Source organism: Flavobacterium esculini (assembly GCF_048284325.1).
Taxonomy (GTDB): Bacteria; Bacteroidota; Bacteroidia; order Flavobacteriales; family Flavobacteriaceae; genus Flavobacterium.
Window position 1 is genome coordinate 62735 of the sequence record NZ_JBLVPI010000019.1, and the last position, 23205, is coordinate 85939.

The window sequence follows — 23205 nt, forward strand, 5'->3', positions numbered from 1 at the left end:
CAAATGAAAAACCAAAGCGTAACGAACAATCTTGATTGGATATGCATCATTATCTATTGTTTATTAGTAATAATGGGTTGGTTGAACATTTACTCTTCCTCATTATCTTCAATGGAAGATACGTATGAAAAACAGCTTATATTCATTGTATTAACCATTCCATTAATATTCATCATACTTTCTGTAGATGGCAAATTTTACGAAAAATATGCGACCATCATTTTTGGTATATCCTTATTATCATTGGCGGGATTATTTGTATTCGGAAAAACAATCGCCGGACAGCGTTGTTGGTACGGTTTCGGGAGTTTCACAATCCAACCCTCTGAATTTGCTAAAGCCGCTACAGCATTGGCCTTAGCCAAATATTTAAGTGACACACAAATTAATTTAAAGGATGTTAATCGTCAAATACAGGCCCTGGTAATTGTGTTTTTACCGGTCATGCTCATATTACCCCAGCCTGACCCTGGAAGTGCTTTAATTTACAGTATATTCATCGTCGTTTTATACCGCGAAGGTCTTCCGTCATGGTATGTCTGGACAGGTTTCATAACCATTCTTTTATTTGTTTTAACGTTAATACTACAGCCACAATACGTGATTTTAATCGCACTGATTGTACTCGTTATTGTTCATTTTAAATCAAGATTATCGGATAGAAACATGCTTTTAAGTGGAATTTTATTCGTTTTAATGTCTGGATTCGTTCTATCAGTGAATTACGTATTTGAAAATGTTTTTAAACAACATCACAGGGACCGTTTTAATATTTTATTAGGAAAATCGGTAGACATGAAAGGAATTGGTTATAATACAAACCAATCGGAAATAGCAATTGGATCAGGCGGATGGTTTGGAAAAGGATTCCTTGAAGGCACACAAACCAAAGGAGGTTTCGTTCCGGAACAACACACCGATTATATCTTTACAACAGTAGGTGAAGAATGGGGATTTCTAGGTTCATTAGTGGTTCTCGGTCTTTTTGTGGGCTTATTTTTAAGATTAATATACCTGGCCGAAAGACAAAAAACAAAATTTAGTAGAGTATATGGCTATTGTGTTGCAGGAATTTTATTCACTCACTTCTTTGTAAATATTGCAATGGTTGCAGGTATATTCCCTACGATTGGAGTGCCACTGCCTTTCTTCTCTTATGGTGGATCGGGTCTCTGGGGCTTTACAATTTTACTTTTTATATTTATAAAAATGGACGCCAATAAAGTAAACGAGTGGTAAATAAAGCAAATTTATTTAAGCATTAGAAGCTTTATCCTGCTATTCATTTCAAGTTTTTCGGCTCGTTAAAGTTTTTTAATTATTTTGTCAAGAGCTTCCGCTGGTCGCTTTGACAAAATAAAAAAACTAATAAACGCGCCTTCAAAAGCTTTCCATTGCTATCAGGGCTAATTAAAACTCCAGCTTTTATAATTACTATTCTTTTCCAATTGGTTTTCTGTTCTATCTTCCAATTGCGAAAAGAAAACTATTCCCGTCAATTTTTCGATGCGATCGACTGAAACTACAAATTATATAATGGGACATTACTTTCTGTATTAGGGACCAAAAAAGCAATCATTTTAAACTTCCCTTCAGAATTATCCAGAAGAACTTTATAAAAATACGCTGGTACAGAAACGTTTTCTTTTCCAATTGTCTTCAGTGAGCATTCTAAAACACCACCAGTAACTACATAAATCCCATAGTATTTAATTGCCCAATAACGAACTTTTTGTTCTAATCTGCTCCAAACTCCACCATTAAAATCATGCAATTGAGGAGAAATATTAGAAGTAAAAAAAGTATCACTATAGGCGTTAAAAGCAAACTCCATATCGCCAGCAGGACAAAGATGTCCCTTATCATAACCTGAATTTTTATAATTTCTCCAATCAGCAGAACCCGTTTCTACTTTTGGATCTTCAATAAAAATGGACGCTTAAAATCACTGTTCTTCAGGTAACTTTCGTTCAGTTCGTATGCGACACATTCGGCCTGTTCATATTTTTCATCATACGACAAAGTATAAAATTCGTGTTTCACGATTTGATTTGTCGTGGAGGATGGCAAAAACTAAATAACGATAAGTCTTCAGAATAGCTATTTCCATCGTCAGAATGGCTTTGATTCCTATCTAAACTATATTGATTATGCTTTTCACACACAGAATTGATATCTTTTTTACAAGAAGAAAAAAATAATAAAGCAAACAGGATAACACCTGAATTCAACAACTGACCATTTTTTATTTTTAATTAATTTTAAGATTATTCTTAACGTCAAAAACACATAAAAAAAGACGCTCCAGAATTCTTTTTGAATTTCTGGAGCGTCTATGTCATGCAATTATTAAAAAATTAAGATCTCGCTAATTTATCTTTCTTTAATTTAGCAGGAATAGAAGTGCTTTTTTTCACAACCGTTTTAGCCTGCAAATCATCTAATACATTTAACGCTTCTTCAACATAAATATCTTTAGATAATGCTTCATGCCATCTGTCTCTTTTTTCTTTTAAAGTCAGATCTTTATTTACTTCGTCAACTTCATACGGAAGTGATGTAAATTTAAGTGTGTTTCTATATTCAGACAGTGGTTTGTATTTTTTAGCTTTTTCTTCAATTTCGCTTTGAGCAATTTTGAATTTATCAATATTCAAGCTATAGGTATTATCTTCACTTCTGCTATCAATCCATTTAGCATTTTCCTCAATCAATTGAAATTGGGAACTTTGCGAAATTCTTTTTTTACTGTTTACAATAGCCTGATTAAAATTTACATTTTTATTCCAAACCGTATATTCAGCTGGATCTATTTTATCCCATGGCATAGCATTGTCTACATCACGTTCACCCATTTTCAAATATGCATATCTGTCTGGCATAACAATATCGCTGCTTACCCCTTCAAGTTGAGTAGAACCACCATTGATTCTATAAAATTTTTGAGTAGTCGTTTTAACAGCTCCCAAATCTCCCACAGCACTATTACGTACAAATTGATTCAAATCAATTACATTTTGTACCGTTCCCTTACCGTAAGTTTGTTTGCTACCAATGATAATTCCTCTTTTATAATCTTGGATTGCAGCTGCCAAAATCTCTGAAGCTGAAGCTGAAAAACTATTAACCATGATCACCAACGGACCATCCCATTCAATTTTTTTATCTTTATCGAACAATACTTCTTTTTTTCTACCCGCAGATTTAATTTGGACAATTGGTCCTTGTTCGATAAACAATCCCGCAATATCCACTACTGTTGATAACGACCCTCCTCCATCATCACGAACATCTAGAACAATCCCATTTACACCTGCACTTTTCAAACGCTCTACTTCCTTAGCGATATCTTTCCCTGCATCTCTACCATCTTGATTTTCAAAGTCGATGTAGAATTTCGGCAGATAAATAACGCCGTATTTAAACCCGTTTTTATTAACTATACTTGACTTAGCATACGTTTCTTCAATTTCGACAATATCTCTGATTATAGAAATAATTTTAATAGTTCCATCTACTTTTTTTACCGTAAGACGAACTTCAGTTCCTTTTGGTCCTTTAATTTTCTTAACAACATCATCAAGACGCATTCCCACAACATCTACGGCCTCAGCATTTCCTTGAGCAACTTTCATGATTAAATCTCCTGCTTCAAGTTGTTTCCCTCTCCAAGCCGGACCTCCAGAAATAAGTTCTGAAATTTCAGTAAAATCATTTTTCTTTTGAAGACGAGCTCCAATTCCTTCTAATTTTCCGCTGATACTTACATCAAAACGTTCTTTTTCCTCAGGTGCAAAATAATTAGTATGCGGATCAAAACGGGATGTAATAGAATTGATATAAACTGAAAACCAATCATTCCTGTCTAAATCCTGCATAAAACCAAAATACTCATCCAATGATTTCAAAGCACTTTCTCTAGTCTCTTTTTCTAACTCGGCAAATGTCTTTGTTTTACCATTATCAATTGCCTTGTCATTTTTAGCAGTATCTGAATTGATTGGATCAACTTTAAATTTTCCCTCATTTAAAGGATCTAAAGTATCTTTCGCCACTTTTTCTACAATTCCTTTACTTCTATTTTCTTGGATTTTTAAACGATCTGTCAATGATGAAAGTGTTGACAATTTGATTTGTTTACGCCATTTATCAGTAAGCTCCTTAACATCTTTTGGATAAGGCGCTTTTTCATAGTCCGTATTAAAACTCTCATCAGTAGTATAGTCAAAAGGTTGACTCAAAACCGATTTATAAATCTTTTTACTCTCTTCCATTCTTTTCATCAAACGATCATACGTAAGATTGAAAAATGTCAAATCTTTGTTTAATAATTCATCGTCTAATTGCATTTCAAACTTTGAAAACTCATCAATATCTGACTGCAGAAAGAAACGTTTAGAAGGATCTAAAGCCTGAATATAATCTTTATAAATCCCTTTAGAAAAGGTATCGTCAATTACTGCAGGATTGTAATGTCCCTTCTGAATTACAAATGTTAATAGTTCTAATAGTAACTTATCTTTATCGGGATCGCCTTCTTTTGTTGCGTTAATTTTAAAAGCAAACAGTGTTGCTGAAAGACAAACAACAACAAGAAGTATTTTATAATTTCTTTTCATAAAGTCAGTAATAGTATTCATCAATTTTTAATCTAAATTACGGTAAAAACTATGCCAACAATAGCAAGGGCTGCATAATTTTTTGTTAAAGATATAAAATTGTTTTTTTCATATGCGTTAAATATTCCAAGTTGACAAATTTTATTTTCTTTGTTATAAAATACGGTTTTGTGTGACTACATTTGCTCTTTAAAATATTTTAATTAGAAATCCTTTCTTGAAAACATAAAATGACAAAACATTCCAAGCCTTTAATATTAGTTACAAATGATGATGGGATTTCTGCTCCGGGAATTAGGGCATTAATAGCCGTAATGGCAGAAATAGGAGAAGTCGTTGTTGTTGCTCCAGATGCTCCACAAAGCGCAACAGGCCATGGAATTACCATCAACGACACGCTATATTTAAATAAAATCTCCAAAGAAAACGATGCCATAACTGAATATAGTTGTTCTGGAACTCCAGTAGATTGTGTGAAATTTGCAGTCAGCGAAATTTTGAAAAGGAAACCCGATTTGTGCGTTTCAGGTGTTAATCACGGCTCGAATTCTTCTATAAATGTAATTTACTCCGGAACTATGAGTGCTGCTGTTGAAGCCGGCATAGAGGGAATTCAAGCTATTGGATTTTCTTTACTAGATTACGATTGGAATGCTAATTTTGAAGACATAAAGTCATTTATTCGAAAAATAGCATTGGAAGTTCTTGAAAACAAACTACCCGAAGGAGTCGTTTTGAATGTTAATTTTCCAAAATTGAAAGAAAAAGAAATCCGAGGAATCAAAATTTGCCGTCAGGCTAAAGCAGTTTGGGTAGAAAAATTCGACAAACGTAAAACCCCGCAAGGCAGAGATTATTATTGGCTTACCGGAGAATTTGTGAACCAAGACAATGGGGAGGACACTGATGAATGGGCATTGAAAAACGGATACATTTCAATTGTTCCAGTCCAATTTGACTTGACGGCCCATCATGCGACACAACAACTTAACACTTGGAATTGGAATGAATAAAATAGATTTATTAACTGGATTTGTAATCGGAGTTTTAGCTTCCATATTGGGCAGTTACCTTTTCATAACCTTCTTCACTGAATTTGACTTTATCAATGGAATCTCTACGATGAAATCAGAAGGAAAACTAGGTAAAATAATCACCCTTGGATCCATTCTTGATTTGGCAGCTTTTGGAATTCTACTCAAATTAAACAAAGAACTCATGGCACGTGGTGTAATTTTAGCAGTTATTATTATGACACTTGTGTCTTTATTTATTTAAAAATGCAATATTCATACCTTTGTTAACTATAAAAATATTGACAGAAGGTTTCTGAATTTATCGCTGATACTAAAAAATTGGAAAAAACTCCAAAACATACAAAAATGAAATACTACATTATAGCAGGAGAAGCTTCGGGAGATTTACATGGTTCTAATTTAATGAAAGCGATTTATAAAGAAGATCCTAATGCTGATATTCGGTTTTGGGGTGGTGATTTGATGCAAAATGTTGGTGGAACTTTAGTGAAACATTATCGCGAATTGGCTTTCATGGGATTTATCGAGGTGATTTTTAATTTAAAAACTATTTTGAACAACATCAAAATATGTAAAAAAGACATTCTTAAATTTCAACCGGATGCACTTATATTCATCGATTATCCCGGTTTTAATTTACGAATTGCAAAATGGGCAAAAGAATTGAATATAAAAACGCATTACTATATTTCACCGCAAATATGGGCATGGAAAGAAAGTCGAATCACAGAAATCAAACGAGATGTGGACAAAATGTATGTAATTTTACCATTCGAAAAAAAATTCTACGAAGACAAGCATCATTTTCCTGTTGAATTTGTAGGCCATCCATTGATTGATGCGATCCATAACCAAAACCCAATGGAAGCTTCGTTTTTTAGAAAAGAAAATAAATTAGACGAAAAACCCATTATTGCCCTTTTACCTGGTAGCCGAAAACAGGAAATTACCAAAATGCTATCGGTGATGTTGAGCGTTGTCAATGATTTTCCAGACTATCAATTTGTCATTGCAGGCGCTCCCAGTCAGGAATATTCATTTTATGAGAATTTTATTTCCAATGAAAATATAAAATTCATATCCAATAAAACCTATGCTTTATTGCAAAACGCCACTGCTGCATTAGTTACATCAGGAACAGCAACGCTGGAAACGGCACTTTTTAAAGTTCCAGAAGTGGTCTGTTACAAAGGGAGCTGGGCTTCTTACCAAATTGCAAAGCGAATCATTACCCTAAAATATATTTCGTTAGTGAATTTGATAATGGATGAAGAAGTGGTAACTGAATTAATTCAGGAAGATTGCACAACGAAACGTATTCGGGAAGAATTGAAAAAAATTCTAGAATCTAATCATCGCAAACAACTTTTAGAGAAATATGACGTTCTAGAAGCAAAACTTGGCGGAATTGGTGCCAGCGAAAAAACAGCAAAATTGATTGTGGCTGATTTGCAATGATGCCAATTCTTATAAAATCTGCAAAAAACAACTCTTTTGAAACACCTACTTTACCTTTTATTAATTCTTATTTTTTTTACGGCATGTAAATCAACCTCAGTACTAATTCCTGAGAGATCAGTAGTGGATACTGGCGGAACAAAGCATTTGATCGCACAGCTAGTTGATTCTGCATCTAAAAATCTTGGTGTCAAATATAAAAGTGGAGGCACTACAAAAGCAGGTTTTGACTGTTCAGGATTAATCTATTCTGTTTTTAATTCTTATAATATTCAACTCCCACGTTCCTCTTTCGAACAATCAAAACTGGGATTAATCATTGACCGTGAACGAGATAATATCAAAAAAGGAGATTTAATATTTTTTAAAACCAATAAAAAATCACAAATCAATCACGTGGGAATGGTAATCGATGTTGCTGACGATGACTTGAAATTCATTCACTCTTCTACCTCCAAAGGCGTAATAATTTCTTCCACAAAAGAACCTTATTATCAAAATTCCTTTGTTCAAATAAATAGAATACTCAGATGAGCAGTTTCAATATTTCTTTATAAAAAAACAAAGTTATTCTTACTAAAAAATCGTACTTTAGATAAATGAAAGTGCTACAATTTCCTTTAGCGAGAATAACATTTGGTTTCATACTAGGGATTTTATTTTCTTATTATTTAAAACCTGAACCAAAAATTGTTTTTACTTTACTATTTATTTCCGTCATCCCTTTTTTCTTTTTTTATTTTTTATCCAAAAAAAATCATACAAAAGAAACTTACTTCGGTATTTCTACTTATGCGCTATCGTTTTTTATTGGAGCTACAACGCTAATTGCCCACACCGATTATTTTCAAAAGAATAATTATATTCATTATGAAGCTATTTTCGAAAAACCTCATTTGATTTCCGTCACACTGCGTGAAAAATTAAAAAATTCTAATTTTAATGATCGTTATGTTGCTATTGTTAACCGCATTGATCAAACAGAAAATTCGGGTAGAATAGTCCTTAATATTCGAAAAGACAGCTTGAATCATCAATTTGAAATTGGAACGCAACTACAAATTAAAGGGACTTTATATAAAAATAGTCCACCCAATAATCCCAACCAATTTGATTACAGCAAATACCTGGAGAACAAACAAATCTACGCCCAACTATATGCAGATGCTGAAGAGATGAGTATAAGTTCTGAAATTGAAAAGAACATTTGGTATTATACTTCCAGATTAAGGACAAAAATCATTCATAACTTAGAAAAAAGCCACTTCCATAAAACTGAATTAAATGTAGCTCTTGCATTGATAATGGGGCAACAACAAGATATTTCTCCAGAGATTATCCGGGATTATCAATATGCTGGCGCGGTACATATTTTATCGGTCTCGGGATTGCACATCGGGTTCATCTTGCTCTTTGTGACTTTTATACTCAAACCAGTACCCAACACAAAAAGAGGTTCGTTTATTAAGCTGCTGATTGTTCTGGCTTCGCTATCATTATTCGGTTTAATCGCCGGTCTGGCACCGTCAGTAGTTCGCTCTGTCGTTATGTTTTCGTTTGTGGCCATTGGCACCCATTTACGAAGAAGTGTAAATATCTACCACACCTTATTGGTATCGATGTTGCTTATTTTACTTTTTCAACCTTCCTTCTTGTTCGATGTTGGATTTCAGTTGAGTTACATCGCTTTGTTTTTTATTATTTGGCTACAACCTCTTTTAGCTTCAATCTGGTTGCCAAAAAATAAATTTTCAAAATACATTTGGGACATTCTCACCGTCTCTTTTGCGGCGCAAATTGGCACTTTGCCATTAAGCATTTATTACTTCCATCAATTCCCCGGTTTGTTCTTCGTGACCAATTTAATTATCATTCCATTGCTGAGCCTCATCATGATTTTAGGCGTTTTCGTTATGGTACTGGCAGCATTTGGATATGTCCCTCTATTACTTTCCAAACCATTGGAATGGAGTATCTTTTATTTGAATAAAATCATCAATTCGATTGCCTCACTAGAACAATTTATAATTCAAAATATCTCTTTCAATTTGTACTTTTTAATTAGCTTCTATTTGATAATTATAAGTACTGGCTTTTGGTTCAAAAAACCAAGTTTCAATAAACTGGCAATGGTTTTAATTTCAATTATAGTGCTACAAATTTCATCTATAAAAAATCGATCTGACGTGAAAAACCAGAAAGAATGGGTCGTTTTTAATTCCAAGAAAAACACACTGATTACTGACCGAAACGGGGAAAAGGTTACCTTATATGCTACTGACAGTATTTTGAAAGCATCTCCTAAAAATAATATTTTAAACTCTTATTTAGTTGGAAATTTTAGCACTTTGGAAACTAAAAAAAGAATTCAAAACACCGCTTTTTTCAACGGAAAAAAAATTCTGATTTTGGACAGTTTAGGCATTTATCCGAAAAATATAAAACCGGATGTTTTGTTACTCACCCAATCTCCAAAAATAAATTTGGAACGACTATTTCAAAACATACAACCTAAAATGGTTGTCGCTGATGCATCGAACTATAAAACACTACAAAAATATTGGAAAGCAACTTGCAGCAAACAAAAAATCCCTTTTCACGCAACTGCTGAAAAGGGATTCTATACGTTAAATTGATATTTATTTCTTTTTCAGAATTCCATTAGCCACAGCTAACCAAGCCGTTGGGCCGCCAGCAACATAACCGGTACTTCCTAACCCTTCAAAATTTACTTTCCCCTCTTTATTAGTGCTATTGGCAAAATAAATAGTAGGGAATCCCTGAATACCAAAAGCTTGCTGTAATTCATTATTTTGAGTTTTAATTTCAGGTGTCTGTGGTGTTCTTCTTGGATAATCCAATTCAACCAAAACCACATTATCCTTTGCCCAAGCAGCAAATTCTGGGGTTTTCAACACTTCTTTTTGCAATCGAATACACCAACCACACCAATCGCTACCTGTAAAAAACAGCAACATTGGTTTCTTGGTTTTATTAGAAACTTCCATTGCCTTTTTGACATTGGTTTCCCATACTAATTCTTGTGCTTGAACAGCATATGAAGCAACTAACAGCAATGCTCCTACAATTATTTTCTTCATCTTTTATGTTTTTCTAATTACTTAATCAATAATAGTGCCTGAAATTTACCTAACACCATGCATTAATTTCTTAATTACAGGAGTCATTAAAATAGAGAACAAAGCTACAACAATTGAAATTATTGTCAACATCCAAAAGAAATAACTTAATCCATGTTCGTTGGCGATTTTATCAATATTCTCACCAAACATACCCGCTCCTTTCATACCAATTGCTACTGCAAGATACCAAACTCCAAACATAAATGCAATCATTCTTGCAGGAACTAATTTACTAACATAAGACAAGCCTACCGGCGAGATACACAATTCTGCCATAGTATGAAAAAGATATACTAAAATAAGCCAAATCATACTAACCGAAGCGGTTTTTGCACCTGCCTCAATACCACTTGCACCACAAGCAACACAAGCCATCCCAACCGCTAATAACCCCATTCCGATGCCATATTTTAAATTTGCGGAAGGATTGTATTTACTTTCCCACCATTTTGAAAACAATGGAGCTAATGAAATGATAAACAACGAATTTAATGTGGAGAACCAAGTAGCGGGAACCTCCGTTAATGGAGTTGTTACTTTTGCAATTTTTAATGATTCCAAAGTGGAATCCGATAACGATAAATACCCTGCAGTGTAATAATCTTTGGTCAACATCCAAATTGCGATTGCCCAGATTATAATAAAACTTACACTCAAAATAATATTTGCCAAAGCATAATATTTAAATGTCTGTTTAAACAACAAATACAATACCCAAGTAATTATAACTAATGGCATTATTGTAATCAATGAATTAACCACTAAAAACACTACGCTCCAATTCCCAACTAAAATTCGATCCGTATAATCATTAGCAAAAATGGTTAAACTGTTTGGGGATTGTTCGAAAATGGCCCAAAAGAAAATCGTTAGAAAGGCAAAAAATGTTACCGCGATTAATTTTTCTTTAGTGATATTTGAATATTGCGTAAATCTGTAAATTAATAGAATAATAAATAAAAGCAAAGCTGAAACTATAGCAATTGCGTTTCCGTTTTCACCAAGAAAAGAAAAGACATTTATTTTACCTCCTGAAATTTTTGAAGCAGGATCATTTAAAATCCATAACAATCCTAGTGTTGCTGATAAAGCAATGGTCCCAAGTTGCCAAGGCGTAAATGGATTTCTTTTATCAGTATCCAAAGCCTCTGCTTTAGCTTTACTTGCTGCACTTGGTTTTAAACCAATATCGCCAAAGATATTTTGAGACAACCAAAATTGTAACATTCCAAAGAACATAAAAATTCCGGCAAGACCAAAACCATAACTCCATCCTACTTTTTCCCCTAAATAGCCACAAAGCAATATTCCAAAGAAAGCGCCAGCATTGACACCCATATAAAATAACGTATAAGCCCCATCTTTTTTCTCCGGACGGTCTTTGTACATTTCAGATACAATGGAAGTCATATTAGGCTTGAAAAATCCGTTTCCAAAAACTAATAAAACCAATCCTAAATAAATAGAAAATTCTGTTTCAAGCGCCATAGAAACGTGACCCAATGTCATTAAAATTGCACCGACAACGACTGCCCATCTAAAACCGATCACTTTATCAGCAAAATAACCTCCTAACATCGTTGACAAATAAACAAGACCAACGTAAGAACCAAATAAAGCGGATGCATTTTCCCTTGTCCATTCCCAACCTCCGTCTGTAAAAGAAGTAGTCAAAAACAATATTAATAAAGAACGCATTCCGTAGAATGAAAATCGCTCCCACATCTCAGTAAAAAATAAAACGAATAAACCCGCCGGATGCCCTAGAACGGTACTTTTAAAAAATTGATCTGTAGTGTTTTCACTCATAATATTAATTGTTTAATTCTTTGTCCACTCCGTGCATTAATTTTTTGATTACTGGTGAAAGTGCTAGAAGAATAATTCCGAAACCTAATCCAGTATAAAATAAATATTCAAAAAGCGTTAAGTAACTCTGTTTTGCTACATTTAAATCTGGTGCCGTACCATTTGATGTATCTACAGAGGCAATATTGGCTAGAATTGAAGCAATAAATTCAGAACTGGCTGTTGCCAAAAACCAGACTCCCATCATGAACCCAACTATTTTTACGGGAGATAATTTAGTAACAGCTGAAAGTCCAACAGGTGACAAACATAATTCTCCACAAGTATGTAAAAAGTAGGTAAGAATTAGCCAAACCATAGCCACTTTTCCTAAACCTGACAAACCAATCCCTAAAACTAAAGAACCAAAACCTAACCCTACAAACAATAAAGCTATTGAAAATTTCACTGCCGTATTTGGATTATACTTACCGAGTTTCACCCATAGCCAAGCGAAAACTGGGGCTAATAAAATAATAAACAAGGCGTTAAAGCTTAAAAATTGTCCTGCAGAGATTGTATACCCAAAGATCGTTCTATCTAAAATCCGATCCGCAAATAAATTTAACGAAGTATACGCTTGTTCAAATAATGCCCAGAAAATTACTGTAAAAACAATTAAAATGGTTAATGCAATTAATTGCTCTCTTGCTTTTTTATCCAATTGAGTGATACTGTAGTAAATTATATAAATAAATGAAGCTGCACCAGCAACCATCAATGAACTAGAAACTACATCGTGTCGTTGTACCATTTGCCAAAAAATCAAAGCAGATGCAACACTCATTATATATATTAACCATTCGTTTTTTAAACCAAATGATTTTTTCTCCAAGAGTTCCGGCACTTTTGATTCTCCTTTTCCCATCAATAATTTTCTTCCGGAAATAAAAGTCAATAATCCAAAAAACATTCCTACACCGGCTGCTCCAAAACCATAGCTCCAACCATACGTTTCCCCAAGCCATACACAAATTATAGTAGCTAAAAAAGACCCTAAATTGATCCCCATATAAAATAATGTAAAGCCAGAATCTCTTCTTTTATCACCCACTTGATACAATTCACCAACTAATGAAGAAATATTAGCTTTAAGAAAACCAACTCCTACGATTATTAATGATAACGAAAAATAAAATATTTGTAAGGCTGCATCGTCTCTTGTAATTTCTCCCGTAACTGATTGCGTCGCAGCATTTCCTTCGTAAGCCATTCCTAAATGACCAAGGACGAGCATTATCCCACCAAAAACTATTGCTTTTCTAAAACCTAAATATCGGTCTGCAATAAAACCGCCTATTACCGGCACCGCGTATACCAAGGCGGCATAGCTTCCTATCAATAGATTTCCACTGGTATCAGAAAAAAGATGATATCTTGTTAAATAGAAAATTAATAGTGCTTTCATCCCGTAAAACGAAAAGCGTTCCCACATTTCTGTAAAAAACAATATAAAAAGTGCTCTTGGATGTCCAAAAAAATCTTTTTCCTTAGATAAGTCGTTTGTCATAAAGTTGTGTTATAAATTTTCTTTGATAAAGTTAGTCATTTTATTATAGAATTGAATTCTGGTTTTTATCGGTTAGATTTGAAAATCAAATAGTCTCTTTGTTTGGATCTATGGTATTCCCCAAGTTTTCTTTTATAAAATTGGTCATTTTAGTATACAATTGAATTCTGGTTTTTCCCCCTCTAATACCGTGATCTTTATCGGGATAAATCTGCGAATCAAATTGCTTGTTGGCTTGAATCAAGGCTTCCATCATTTGCATCGAATTTTGCACATGTACATTATCATCACCAGAACCATGAATCAAGAGGAATTTCCCTTTTAGTTTGTCTACATAATTTATTGGGGAGTTTTCATCGTAACCCGTAGGATTTTCTTGAGGCGTTTGCATGTAACGCTCGGTATAAACACTATCATAAAATCTCCAATTCGTTACCGGAGCAACCGCAATAGCCATTTTGAAAACATCATTCCCTTTCATAATACAATTGGACGCCATAAATCCTCCAAAACTCCATCCCCAAATTCCAATTCTTGATTTATCTACAAAAGAGTAATTCCCTATAACCTTTGCAGCATCAATTTGATCTTCCACTTCGTATTTTCCTAATTGTTTTTGGGTCACCTTCTTAAAATCGGCCCCTTTAAAACCTGTCCCACGACCGTCAACACAAGCCACAATATAGCCTTGCTGCGCTAACATCATAAACCAATATTCATTAGAACTCCCCCATCCGTTTACAACCTGTTGAGAACCTGGACCAGAATATTGAATCATAAAGACCGGATATTTCTTTGAAGCATTAAAATCTTTCGGTTTCATAATCCAAGCATTCAGCTCATTTCCTTTTTCAGTTTTCAAAACAAAAAATTCTTTAGCGGGTAAGCTATACGGTTTTAATTTTACTGCTAATGCTTCGTTATTCTCAATAACTTGAACTTGTTTTCCTGCCTTAGCTTCGTTCAAAGAATAAATCGTTGGTTGTAAAGTACTAGAAAACGTATTGATGTAGTATTGGAAATTAGGGCTAAAAGTTGCTGCACTTGTTCCAACATTTTTAGACAAACGCACTTTGTTTTTTCCGTCAAGTGCTATTCTATAAACATCTCTATTAATCGAGCCATTCTCTACCGATTGGTAAAAAATAGTATTCGTTTTCTCATCAAATCCATAGTAATTAGTTACTTCCCAGTTTCCTTTGGTTACTTGATTTTTCAACTTTCCTGTTTTATCATAAACGTAAATATGATTGAAACCGTCTTTTTCGCTAGTCCAAATAAAACTATTGTCTTTCAAAAAAGTAAGGTTATCAGTGACATCTACATACGCTTTGTCTTTTTCATTCAAAACCACTTTAGCGGCTCCTGAATTCCCATTGATAAACAACAAGTCTAAATTATCCTGATGACGATTCAACACCTGAGCCGAAAGCACATTGGCATCATTAGTCCATTCTATTCTTGGAATATAAAAATCATTGTAATTACCAAGATTTACTTTTTTGGCTTCATTGCTGTTAACATCATAAATATGTAAAGACACTAACGAATTTTTCTCCCCGGCTTTTGGATATTTGAATGTTTCAATTTTAGGATATAAATCCTTTCCAAATATAGACATGGAGAATTCAGGAACTTGACTTTCGTCAAAACGGATATATGCCACTTTTTTACTGTCTTTACTCCAGTCGAATGCTCTTACGAAAGCAAATTCTTCTTCGTAAACCCAATCCGTTATACCATTAATAATGTTATTTTTCTTTCCGTCTGTAGTAATAGCAGTTGCTTTCTTGGAAGCCAAATCATATACATAAAGATTATTTTCTTTTGCGAAAGCTATCTTTTTACCATCTGGCGAAAATGTAGGTTCTTGAATTTGAAAATTAAATAACTTTGTTAATTGTTTTGTCCCAATATCGTACAAATAATAATCGGCAGTAAAAGAATGACGGAAAATCTTACTGGTGTTACACGCTAACAAAATCATTTTTTCAGAAGCATCAAACGTATAACTGTCAATCCCGTTAGATAAATCTTTATGCGATTTTGTATCTATAAGTGTAGTTACTTTTTTCAACGTTGCAAAATCATACAAATCTATTTGTGCGCTTCCTGAAATCTGGTTAGAATTCAATACCGTATATTGATTGGTATTTTTCATGGACTGTAATTCATCCATTCCCTTAGCAGTAAAAGTGCCATTAAAGATTTCCTCAATTGTGATTTTTTGTTGGCCAAAAACAGTAAAACACAAGAATAAAAGTAAGGCAGTAATTTTGTTCGAATTCATATATAGATGATATTAAATTTTGGAAATATGTTATACGCCAAGAGGCATCATTTTAATTCAATATTGTTGTTTTTTAATCAGTACTATTTCACGATTTTTATTTGAATATAAAAACCGTCAATTTTAGTGAAAAATTTACAATTATTTCACATTTGATGTGTTAAATGTTAAAAACAATATTAAACGCACCCATTTATTGAGGATAATCTGATAGTAAACAAAACGGCTAAAAGCGTATCTTTGCGCGTATATATATTATAATCTATTGAGAATGAATAACGCCGTAGCAGGATTTTCTAAATTATCCAAAGAAGAAAAAATAAACTGGATTGCCAAAGAATACTTTTCAACTCCTTCTGAAGCAATAGCATTACTTAAAAACTATTGGAATTCAGATGAAAAAACACAGAAATTACACGATGAATTCATAGAAAATACGATAACCAATTTCTATATTCCACTAGGAGTCGCTCCAAATTTCCTAATTAACAACAAATACAGTGCCATTCCGATGGCAATTGAAGAAAGCTCAGTGGTTGCTGCTGCTTCAAAAACCGCAAAGTTTTGGTCCACTCGAGGAGGCTTTAAAGCTACTGTTATCGATACAGAAAAAATTGGTCAGGTTCATTTTATTTTCAAAGGTGACGTTTCAAAACTGGAATTATTCTTTGTTCAAACCAAAGCTAAGTTTTTTTCAGAAACAGAATCCATCACAAAAAACATGCAAAAACGTGACGGTGGAATCCTTGATATTGTCCTGAAAGACAAAACGGATTTATTACCGAATTACTTTCAGCTTCATGCTACATTTGAAACTAAAGACAGCATGGGCGCTAATTTTATCAATTCGTGTTTGGAGCAATTTGCCAAGACATTAAGAGAAGAAACATTGGTTTATGAATTATTCACTGAAACTGAGAAAGACATACAAATCGTAATGAGTATTCTCTCGAATTATGTCCCTAATTGTCTCGTAAGAGCTGAAGTTTCGTGTCCTGTTGAAGATTTAAGAGAAAAACATATTTCAAATCCACAAGAATTTGCGGAACGATTCGTTCAAGCAGTTCAAATTGCCGAAGTAGAACCGTACCGCGCCGTAACGCATAACAAAGGAATAATGAACGGAATTGATGCTGTTGTGCTAGCTACTGGTAATGATTTCCGTGCAGTAGAAGCTGGAATTCACGCCTATGCAGCACGAAACGGAAAATATTCCAGTTTATCACATGCCAAAATAGAGAATGGAATTTTTACTTTTTGGTTAGAAATACCGTTAGCTTTGGGTACCGTTGGCGGATTGACTTCTTTGCATCCATTAGTAAAACTAGCCTTAGAAATGCTTGAAAACCCATCCGCAAAGGAATTAATGCAAGTGGTCGCCGTAGCAGGTTTAGCACAAAATTTTGCTGCGTTACGCTCTTTGACAACCACCGGAATTCAGGAAGGCCATATGAAAATGCATTTAAACAACATCATCAATCAGTTTGAAGCCAATGATGATGAACGAATTTTGATCCATAAATATTTCAAGAAAAATACTATTTCACATAGTGCGGTAGTTGATTTTATTGAAAATTTAAGAAACTAATTTTTAGGAGCTATTCCCGCTATACGTTGCAATCTTCTAGTCCGGAACTTGTTTCGGTATCATGAAACAAGTTCCGGACTAGAAAGGATTTCCACTGCTATCGGGGCTAAAAAAAATACATGAAACAAACATTCTACAGTAACGGAAAACTTTTAATCACAGGAGAATATCTTGTTTTAGATGGCGCTAAAGCTTTTGCATTACCGACAAAGTTAGGACAAAACCTGATTATCGAAAAAGGAAGCAACAAAGAAATCATTTGGAAAAGCTACGATGCTGATGGCAGCATTTGGTTTGAAGATTCTATTTCATTTTTTGATATTTCAAATGAAAGAAATTCAGAAAGCGAATCCGTTAAAGCTACATTGACAGCTATTTTACACGAAGCTTTTGCATTAAATCCTGATTTCATTATTAATTCCGAAGGATACACAATTACCACTGAACTTGGATTTCCTAAAAGCTGGGGCCTAGGCACCTCGTCCACTTTGATCAATAATATTGCACAATGGCTGCAAATCGACGCCTTTACACTACTTAAAAATAGTTTTGGAGGCAGCGGTTATGATATTGCGTGTGCTCAAAACGACGCTCCCATTTTATACCATTTAGAACAAGGAAAACCTATTGTTGAAAAAGTAATCTTCAACCCAACATTTACAGAGAACATCTATTTTATATATCTCAATAAAAAGCAAAGCAGCAAGAATGCGATCGCTTCCTACAATATCAATAAAAAAAATAATCTATCCAGAACCATTGCTTTAAATGACAAAACAACCTTTGAAGTTTTGGAAGCAACCACCGTCAAATCATTTGCAGTAGCGATAGAAAAGCACGAAGCAGAAATGAGTATTATTTTGGAAATACAAACCGTGAAAGAATCTTTATTCCCTGATTTTAATGGCACAATCAAAAGTCTTGGCGCTTGGGGAGGCGATTTTGTAATGGCCATAACAACAGAAAATCCAATCGAATATTTTGCTTCAAAAGGATATAAAACAATTATTCCTTATGACCAAATGATTTTATCTTAATCCTACAAAAGCAACCCAGTTGCGAGTTACTTTCTTATTTCTTAACTTTTTTGCCTGGCTGTGAAGTCAGAGACATTCGCAGAGTTGCCCCAACTTTTAATGGCCCATTTTTTAAGGAAGTATTCAAGCAGTAGTTTTTTCAATTACCCGCGTTGCAAACGCTACGTTTTGTCTTTTAATTTAAGTAGGCACTCGACGCAGTCAAGCACTAGAGAATGGTGACAAACGAGCGCCAGTGGGGTGACTATTTTGCTTCAAAAGGATATAAAACAATTATTCCTTATGCCGAAATGATTTTATCTTAATGCTACATTTCCATTTTCATCTTAAATTCCGTTCACGCTTTCAAACAAAACCATACTAAAAACAAAATCCCGATACATTCTACAGAACGTATCGGGATTTTTTATTTTGAAAAAATAATTACTTATACCTTATTAGTAATTGAATTGTTTTCTGTTGTCTTCTATTTTAGCATTCCCTTTCAATGCAGGAATAACTCTATTTACATCTGAAGCGCTTTGTGATTTCAATTTAGCTACGTAAGCTTCATGACTTTTCAAAACTGGCGCTTTAACTGTACTTACGTTTTTCACAACATAAACACCTGTATTTCCTTCAATCGGCGCTGACAATTTATTAGATGACAATGCAAATGCATTCCCAACAACTTTAGGCTCTTGACCTGCACCAACTAACATTGGGTTTTCCATTGTAACTTCAGTAGCTTGTTGTATAACTGAACCTGTAGCTTTTGCAATTGCTTCTAGAGAAGTTCCTGTCATTTTAGCTTTGATCAATTCTGCTTTTTTCTTGTTTTTAAGAATTGGCTCTACATAAGGTCTAGCCAAAGTGATTGACACTAAACCAGATTCATCGATACTTTTAACTTTTGCAATAACATGACCAAGATTAGCCACTTCAAATCTTTTTACAGCACCAACTTTACTATCATCTTCAAAAGCCCATCTTACTATTGTTCTTTGGTTTCCCAAAGGACCAAAAGTTTCATCCATTGCTTTTACAGTAACCGGAGCAGCTATTGTAAGTTTCATGTCTTTTGCCACTTTTGCAAAATCTTTATCAGCAGCATCCATTTCAAATTTAGTTGCCTGAGTAAATATTTTATCTGAAGTTGCTTCTGAAGCTTCAATTTTTTGAGCTACTGTAGCTAGACGAATTCCGTCTTGTTTGTCTGTAATTTTGATAATGTGAAATCCGAAAGGCGTTTCAACCAATCCTACTTTACCAATTGAATTATTGAAAACGAAATCATTAAAAGGTTTTACCATTTGGTTTGGACCAAAATAACCTAAATCACCACCTTGTTGTGCTGAGGAGTCATCAGAATTTGTGAATGCCAACATCAAGAAACTATCTGGATTTGCATTGACCTGAGCCAATATTGCTTCTGCTTTAGCCTTAGCTTGCTCTTTGTTTCTTTTTTCTTTTTGATTCGGAACTTGTGTTCCTTCATAACTAATTAAAATGTGGCTTGCTTTTGCATTTACACCTAATTTTTTACCCATAGATTTTGAAATACAGTAGTATTTTCCAAACATATAAGGTCCATACACTTCGCCTGGAGCAAGATTAAATAATCTATCCGCATCAACTGCCGGTAAATCTTTCTTAGCAACATAAGTTGAATCATAAGGAACATCCGAATTTGAATTTACAAACTCAATCGTATTTACAGCAGCTCTAAATCCTGGCAAAGTATCATTTTTACCCGTAGCTTGATTGTAAACCACACTTCCAGATAACAATCCGTTAATTTTAGCTTTAACTTCATTCTCATCTGCAGCTGAAGCTTTGTCTTCGATCAAAACATACTCTACTTCACGAGATTCATCTGCTTTGTATTTTTTTTCATTTTTCTTCATGAAATCTACAATCTCAGCATCAGTAACTTTAACGTCACTATCTTTAATGGTAGAATATAAACCTGCAACGTAAGAAAAATTTACTTTGTTAGCTTCCATTTCATATTTCAACTTTCCTTCGCTTTCAGTAGTATAAACTGCCGCTTTTATCAAAGTATTGTAAATTTGATATTTTGCATTCAACTCAGCATCTTTCTCTCTATCTTTCAAATATTGTGCTTGAGCTGGATTTGATTTGAAATATTCTTTAAATTTTGCAATGTCAAACATGCCTGCTGCATTCAAAAATAATGGATTTTTACCAATGTTCTGATCTGCTTTTAAAACTTCCAATAAGTGTTTTTCACCTACTCTTAATCCTAATTTATCAAATTCAGAAGTCAGTAAAGCTACAGAAACTTCTTGATCCCAAACCCTGTTAGCTGCAGCCGTAGCAGTAATTCCTTCTTGACTTTTCTCAACATTGCTAACTTTGATTCTAAAATCTTCAAAAGAAATGTCTTTTCCATCAATGCTTCCTACATCTTTGGTATTTTGACCAAGGCCACCTTTACCGATAAGATCTTGTACTATAAATGCAAATAATGCGATAGCAATAGCTGCTATTAATAAGGCGGAACGTTGTCTGATTTTTGCTAAAACTGCCATTTTTATTGTTGTTAATTTTTATATTCAATTTGCGAAAATACAATTATCTAATTAATAATTATAGTAGTAGCGTTTTATTTTACAAGAAATTTCAATTTTCTAAAAAAAATCAGTCTCTTAGCGACATTTTAACTAATTCTATTTTCTTGTTTGTGGCTTCTTCTATGATAAAATGGAAGGTTCCTATGGTAATTACCGCTCCTTTTTGAGGAATTTCTTTGGTGTGATCCACAATAAAACCACCGAGTGTTCCGTAAGAATCACTTTCTGGAATATGAAGTTTATAGGTCTGATTCAAATACTCTACATCAAGTCGCGTTGAAAAAATATAAGTATCGTCTCCCAGTTCATTTTCAATTAATTCTTCTTCCGAATCATGCTCGTCTTCTATTTCCCCAAAAAGTTCTTCTACAATATCTTCTATCGTGATAATCCCAGAAGTACCGCCATATTCATCCAAAACAACAGCTACACTTTTCCTTTTTTTGGTCAACAAATTCATGGCATCTTTAATGTAAATTGTTTCAGGAACAAATTCAACAGAAATTACAATTTCCTTGATACTATTTGGCTTTTTAAACAAGTCAAATGAATGCACATATCCAACAATATCATCTAATGAATTTTGATAAACGACAATTTTAGAATAACCCGTCTCAATAAACAACTTATTCAAATCCCTTATCGAATCATACAAATCAATGGCTACGATTTCAGTCCGGGGACTCATAATATCCCTTGCTTTTACACCTGAAAACTCCAAAGCATTTTGAAACATTTGTATTTCAGAATCTACTTCTTCATTATCTTCAACGGTACTCATTTGTTCCGTAATATAATTTCCAAGCTCTACTTTACTAAAATAAAGCTGCACTTGATCGCCTTCTGTTTTAAAAAATTTTTTCAAAACAAAATCTGAAACCCAGATAAAAAAAGTAGAAATAAAATAAAAGAAGATGTAAAAAACATACGCCGGAACTGCAAAAAACTTTATTAATGTATTGGCATAAATTTGAAAGAACACTTTAGGCAAAAACTCTGCAGTAATCAAGACGATTAGTGTAGAAAGCAGTGTCTGAAGAAACAAATTCAATAAATTTGAGAAATGAAACCCCAAAGTTTCAATCCAGTTCATTAATAATTCGCCCATAAAAAATCCATAAACCACTAATGCAATATTGTTTCCAATAAGCATGGCCGCTATAAACTTAGAAGGCTTTTCAGTAAGTTTTGTAAGTATTTTAGAAATGAAGTTATCTTGTTTTTTTTCTATTTCAAGATAAATTTTATTGGAAGAAATGAAAGCAATCTCCATTCCTGAGAAAAAAGCACATAGTATTAAACACAGTATTATAATACTAATTTCCATGTATTAGGATTTTTTATTTCGGTGTTCCATTTTTTTAGCAAATTTCAATCGGAAGAAAAACATAAAAATGGCTAATCCTGCTATAATAAAACTTAGCCAAGGTGTCGCATCAGTTGCGTTTAACTTTGTAACTCCATCATAAATGAAGTACCCTCCAAAAATAAGATAAATATAAGGGGTGTATTTTAAGTAGCTCATATTATAGTTTTATAAATTTATTCGGCTGTTTGAATTTCGCCAGTTATCCTTTGCGAATTAATCACTTTGAAATCTTTGCTAAAATCGATTCCCTGTCCGTTTGATGTTCCTTTAATGTCAGTAAATTTAAACTTTTTTTCAGTAAAAAACCATTCATTTTTTTGGTCGTAATACAGTTGTTCCGTTTCCATGGTCTGACCGTTTTCTGATTTTATTTTTACTTTCCCCTGCAAATCAATGATGCCTGTCATTTTATAGGAAATGGCATAATTTGAGGTTATAAATGTTTTTTTAGCTTTGTTATCATATAAAGTAACATCAATTCCTTTTGGAAATTCAGTAAAAGGAAAATCTACACTTGAGAAATCTAGCATTTTAGGACTCACTAAAATCGCTTTAATCAATCCTGAATCCGTATATTTTAAATTTACATTGTCAGCATCACCGCCGGGAACAAACTCAGAAAAGTTTATTTTTTGCACTTCTTTAAAATTACTTTCACACCCAAAAAACAGAATCACAGTGAAAACTGCGACTACTGGAATGATCATATATTTTTTTAGTAAAAGCATAC

At 33.6% G+C, this 23205-nt stretch carries 17 protein-coding genes and 1 pseudogene; 8 read left to right on the forward strand and 10 right to left on the reverse strand.

From position 1 onward, the window contains the following. Window positions 1-3 precede the first annotated feature (3 nt). On the forward strand, window positions 4-1239 hold the full coding sequence (gene rodA, locus ACNQGG_RS15305) for a rod shape-determining protein RodA (protein WP_417965398.1): 1236 nt from the start codon (window positions 4-6) through the stop codon (window positions 1237-1239). Between the two features lie 167 nt (window positions 1240-1406). On the opposite strand, the pseudogene ACNQGG_RS15310 reads toward rodA, so the two are convergent. Beyond that, a pseudogene (locus ACNQGG_RS15310) lies at window positions 1407-2249 on the reverse strand (DNA/RNA non-specific endonuclease). Window positions 2250-2357: 108 nt separating this feature from the next. Then, complete coding sequence (locus ACNQGG_RS15315) at window positions 2358-4640, reverse strand: carboxy terminal-processing peptidase (protein ID WP_417965400.1); 2283 nt, start codon at window positions 4638-4640, stop codon at window positions 2358-2360. Window positions 4641-4849: 209 nt separating this feature from the next. On the opposite strand from ACNQGG_RS15315, the gene surE reads away from it, so the two are divergent. From surE to ACNQGG_RS15340, 5 genes are all read left to right on the forward strand, one after another. Further along, entirely contained in the window at window positions 4850-5632 is a 783-nt protein-coding gene (gene surE / locus ACNQGG_RS15320; protein WP_417965402.1) for a 5'/3'-nucleotidase SurE, read from the forward strand. After that, on the forward strand, window positions 5592-5897 hold the full coding sequence (locus ACNQGG_RS15325) for a hypothetical protein (protein ID WP_417965404.1): 306 nt from the start codon (window positions 5592-5594) through the stop codon (window positions 5895-5897). Before surE ends, ACNQGG_RS15325 begins: the two co-directional genes overlap by 41 nt. Before the next feature lie 104 nt (window positions 5898-6001). Continuing rightward, window positions 6002-7114 (forward strand): lipid-A-disaccharide synthase, encoded by a 1113-nt coding sequence (gene lpxB, locus ACNQGG_RS15330; protein ID WP_417965406.1) that lies wholly within the window; start codon window positions 6002-6004, stop codon window positions 7112-7114. Window positions 7115-7150: 36 nt separating this feature from the next. Further along, entirely contained in the window at window positions 7151-7648 is a 498-nt protein-coding gene (locus tag ACNQGG_RS15335) for a C40 family peptidase (RefSeq protein ID WP_417965408.1), read from the forward strand. 65 nt (window positions 7649-7713) lie between these two features. Then, the gene (locus tag ACNQGG_RS15340) at window positions 7714-9750 is read left to right on the forward strand and encodes a ComEC/Rec2 family competence protein (protein ID WP_417965410.1); all 2037 of its coding nucleotides are present in this window, start codon (window positions 7714-7716) and stop codon (window positions 9748-9750) included. A gap of 3 nt (window positions 9751-9753) precedes the next feature. Here the strand turns inward: ACNQGG_RS15340 and ACNQGG_RS15345 are convergent, their stop codons facing one another. The 4 genes from ACNQGG_RS15345 to ACNQGG_RS15360 all read right to left on the reverse strand — a co-directional run bounded on the left by ACNQGG_RS15345 (window position 9754) and on the right by ACNQGG_RS15360 (window position 15905). After that, window positions 9754-10215 carry a thioredoxin family protein gene (locus ACNQGG_RS15345; RefSeq protein ID WP_417965412.1) on the reverse strand — a complete coding sequence of 154 codons (462 nt, stop codon included), beginning with the start codon at window positions 10213-10215 and terminating at the stop codon, window positions 9754-9756. Between the two features lie 45 nt (window positions 10216-10260). Further along, window positions 10261-12066 carry a peptide MFS transporter gene (locus ACNQGG_RS15350; RefSeq protein WP_417965414.1) on the reverse strand — a complete coding sequence of 602 codons (1806 nt, stop codon included), beginning with the start codon at window positions 12064-12066 and terminating at the stop codon, window positions 10261-10263. Between the two features lie 4 nt (window positions 12067-12070). Next, window positions 12071-13615 carry a peptide MFS transporter gene (locus tag ACNQGG_RS15355; RefSeq protein WP_417965416.1) on the reverse strand — a complete coding sequence of 515 codons (1545 nt, stop codon included), beginning with the start codon at window positions 13613-13615 and terminating at the stop codon, window positions 12071-12073. A gap of 85 nt (window positions 13616-13700) precedes the next feature. Continuing rightward, window positions 13701-15905: a S9 family peptidase gene (locus ACNQGG_RS15360; RefSeq protein WP_417965417.1), complete on the reverse strand. Its 2205-nt coding sequence runs from the start codon at window positions 15903-15905 to the stop codon at window positions 13701-13703. Window positions 15906-16176: 271 nt separating this feature from the next. Between ACNQGG_RS15360 and ACNQGG_RS15365 the strand changes: the two genes are divergently transcribed. After that, on the forward strand, window positions 16177-17493 hold the full coding sequence (locus tag ACNQGG_RS15365) for a hydroxymethylglutaryl-CoA reductase, degradative (RefSeq protein WP_417965419.1): 1317 nt from the start codon (window positions 16177-16179) through the stop codon (window positions 17491-17493). Between the two features lie 119 nt (window positions 17494-17612). After that, window positions 17613-18530: a GYDIA family GHMP kinase gene (locus ACNQGG_RS15370; RefSeq protein WP_417965421.1), complete on the forward strand. Its 918-nt coding sequence runs from the start codon at window positions 17613-17615 to the stop codon at window positions 18528-18530. A 437-nt stretch (window positions 18531-18967) separates the two neighbouring features. Here ACNQGG_RS15370 and ACNQGG_RS15375 read toward each other — a convergent pair whose 3' ends face one another. From ACNQGG_RS15375 to lptC, 4 genes are all read right to left on the reverse strand, one after another. Continuing rightward, complete coding sequence (locus ACNQGG_RS15375; RefSeq protein WP_417965423.1) at window positions 18968-21064, reverse strand: peptidylprolyl isomerase; 2097 nt, start codon at window positions 21062-21064, stop codon at window positions 18968-18970. Between the two features lie 109 nt (window positions 21065-21173). Beyond that, window positions 21174-22433 (reverse strand): hemolysin family protein, encoded by a 1260-nt coding sequence (locus ACNQGG_RS15380; RefSeq protein WP_417965425.1) that lies wholly within the window; start codon window positions 22431-22433, stop codon window positions 21174-21176. A gap of 3 nt (window positions 22434-22436) precedes the next feature. Beyond that, entirely contained in the window at window positions 22437-22631 is a 195-nt protein-coding gene (locus ACNQGG_RS15385) for a hypothetical protein (protein ID WP_417965426.1), read from the reverse strand. Window positions 22632-22648: 17 nt separating this feature from the next. Beyond that, complete coding sequence (lptC, locus tag ACNQGG_RS15390; protein WP_417965428.1) at window positions 22649-23182, reverse strand: LPS export ABC transporter periplasmic protein LptC; 534 nt, start codon at window positions 23180-23182, stop codon at window positions 22649-22651. Window positions 23183-23205 lie beyond the last annotated feature (23 nt).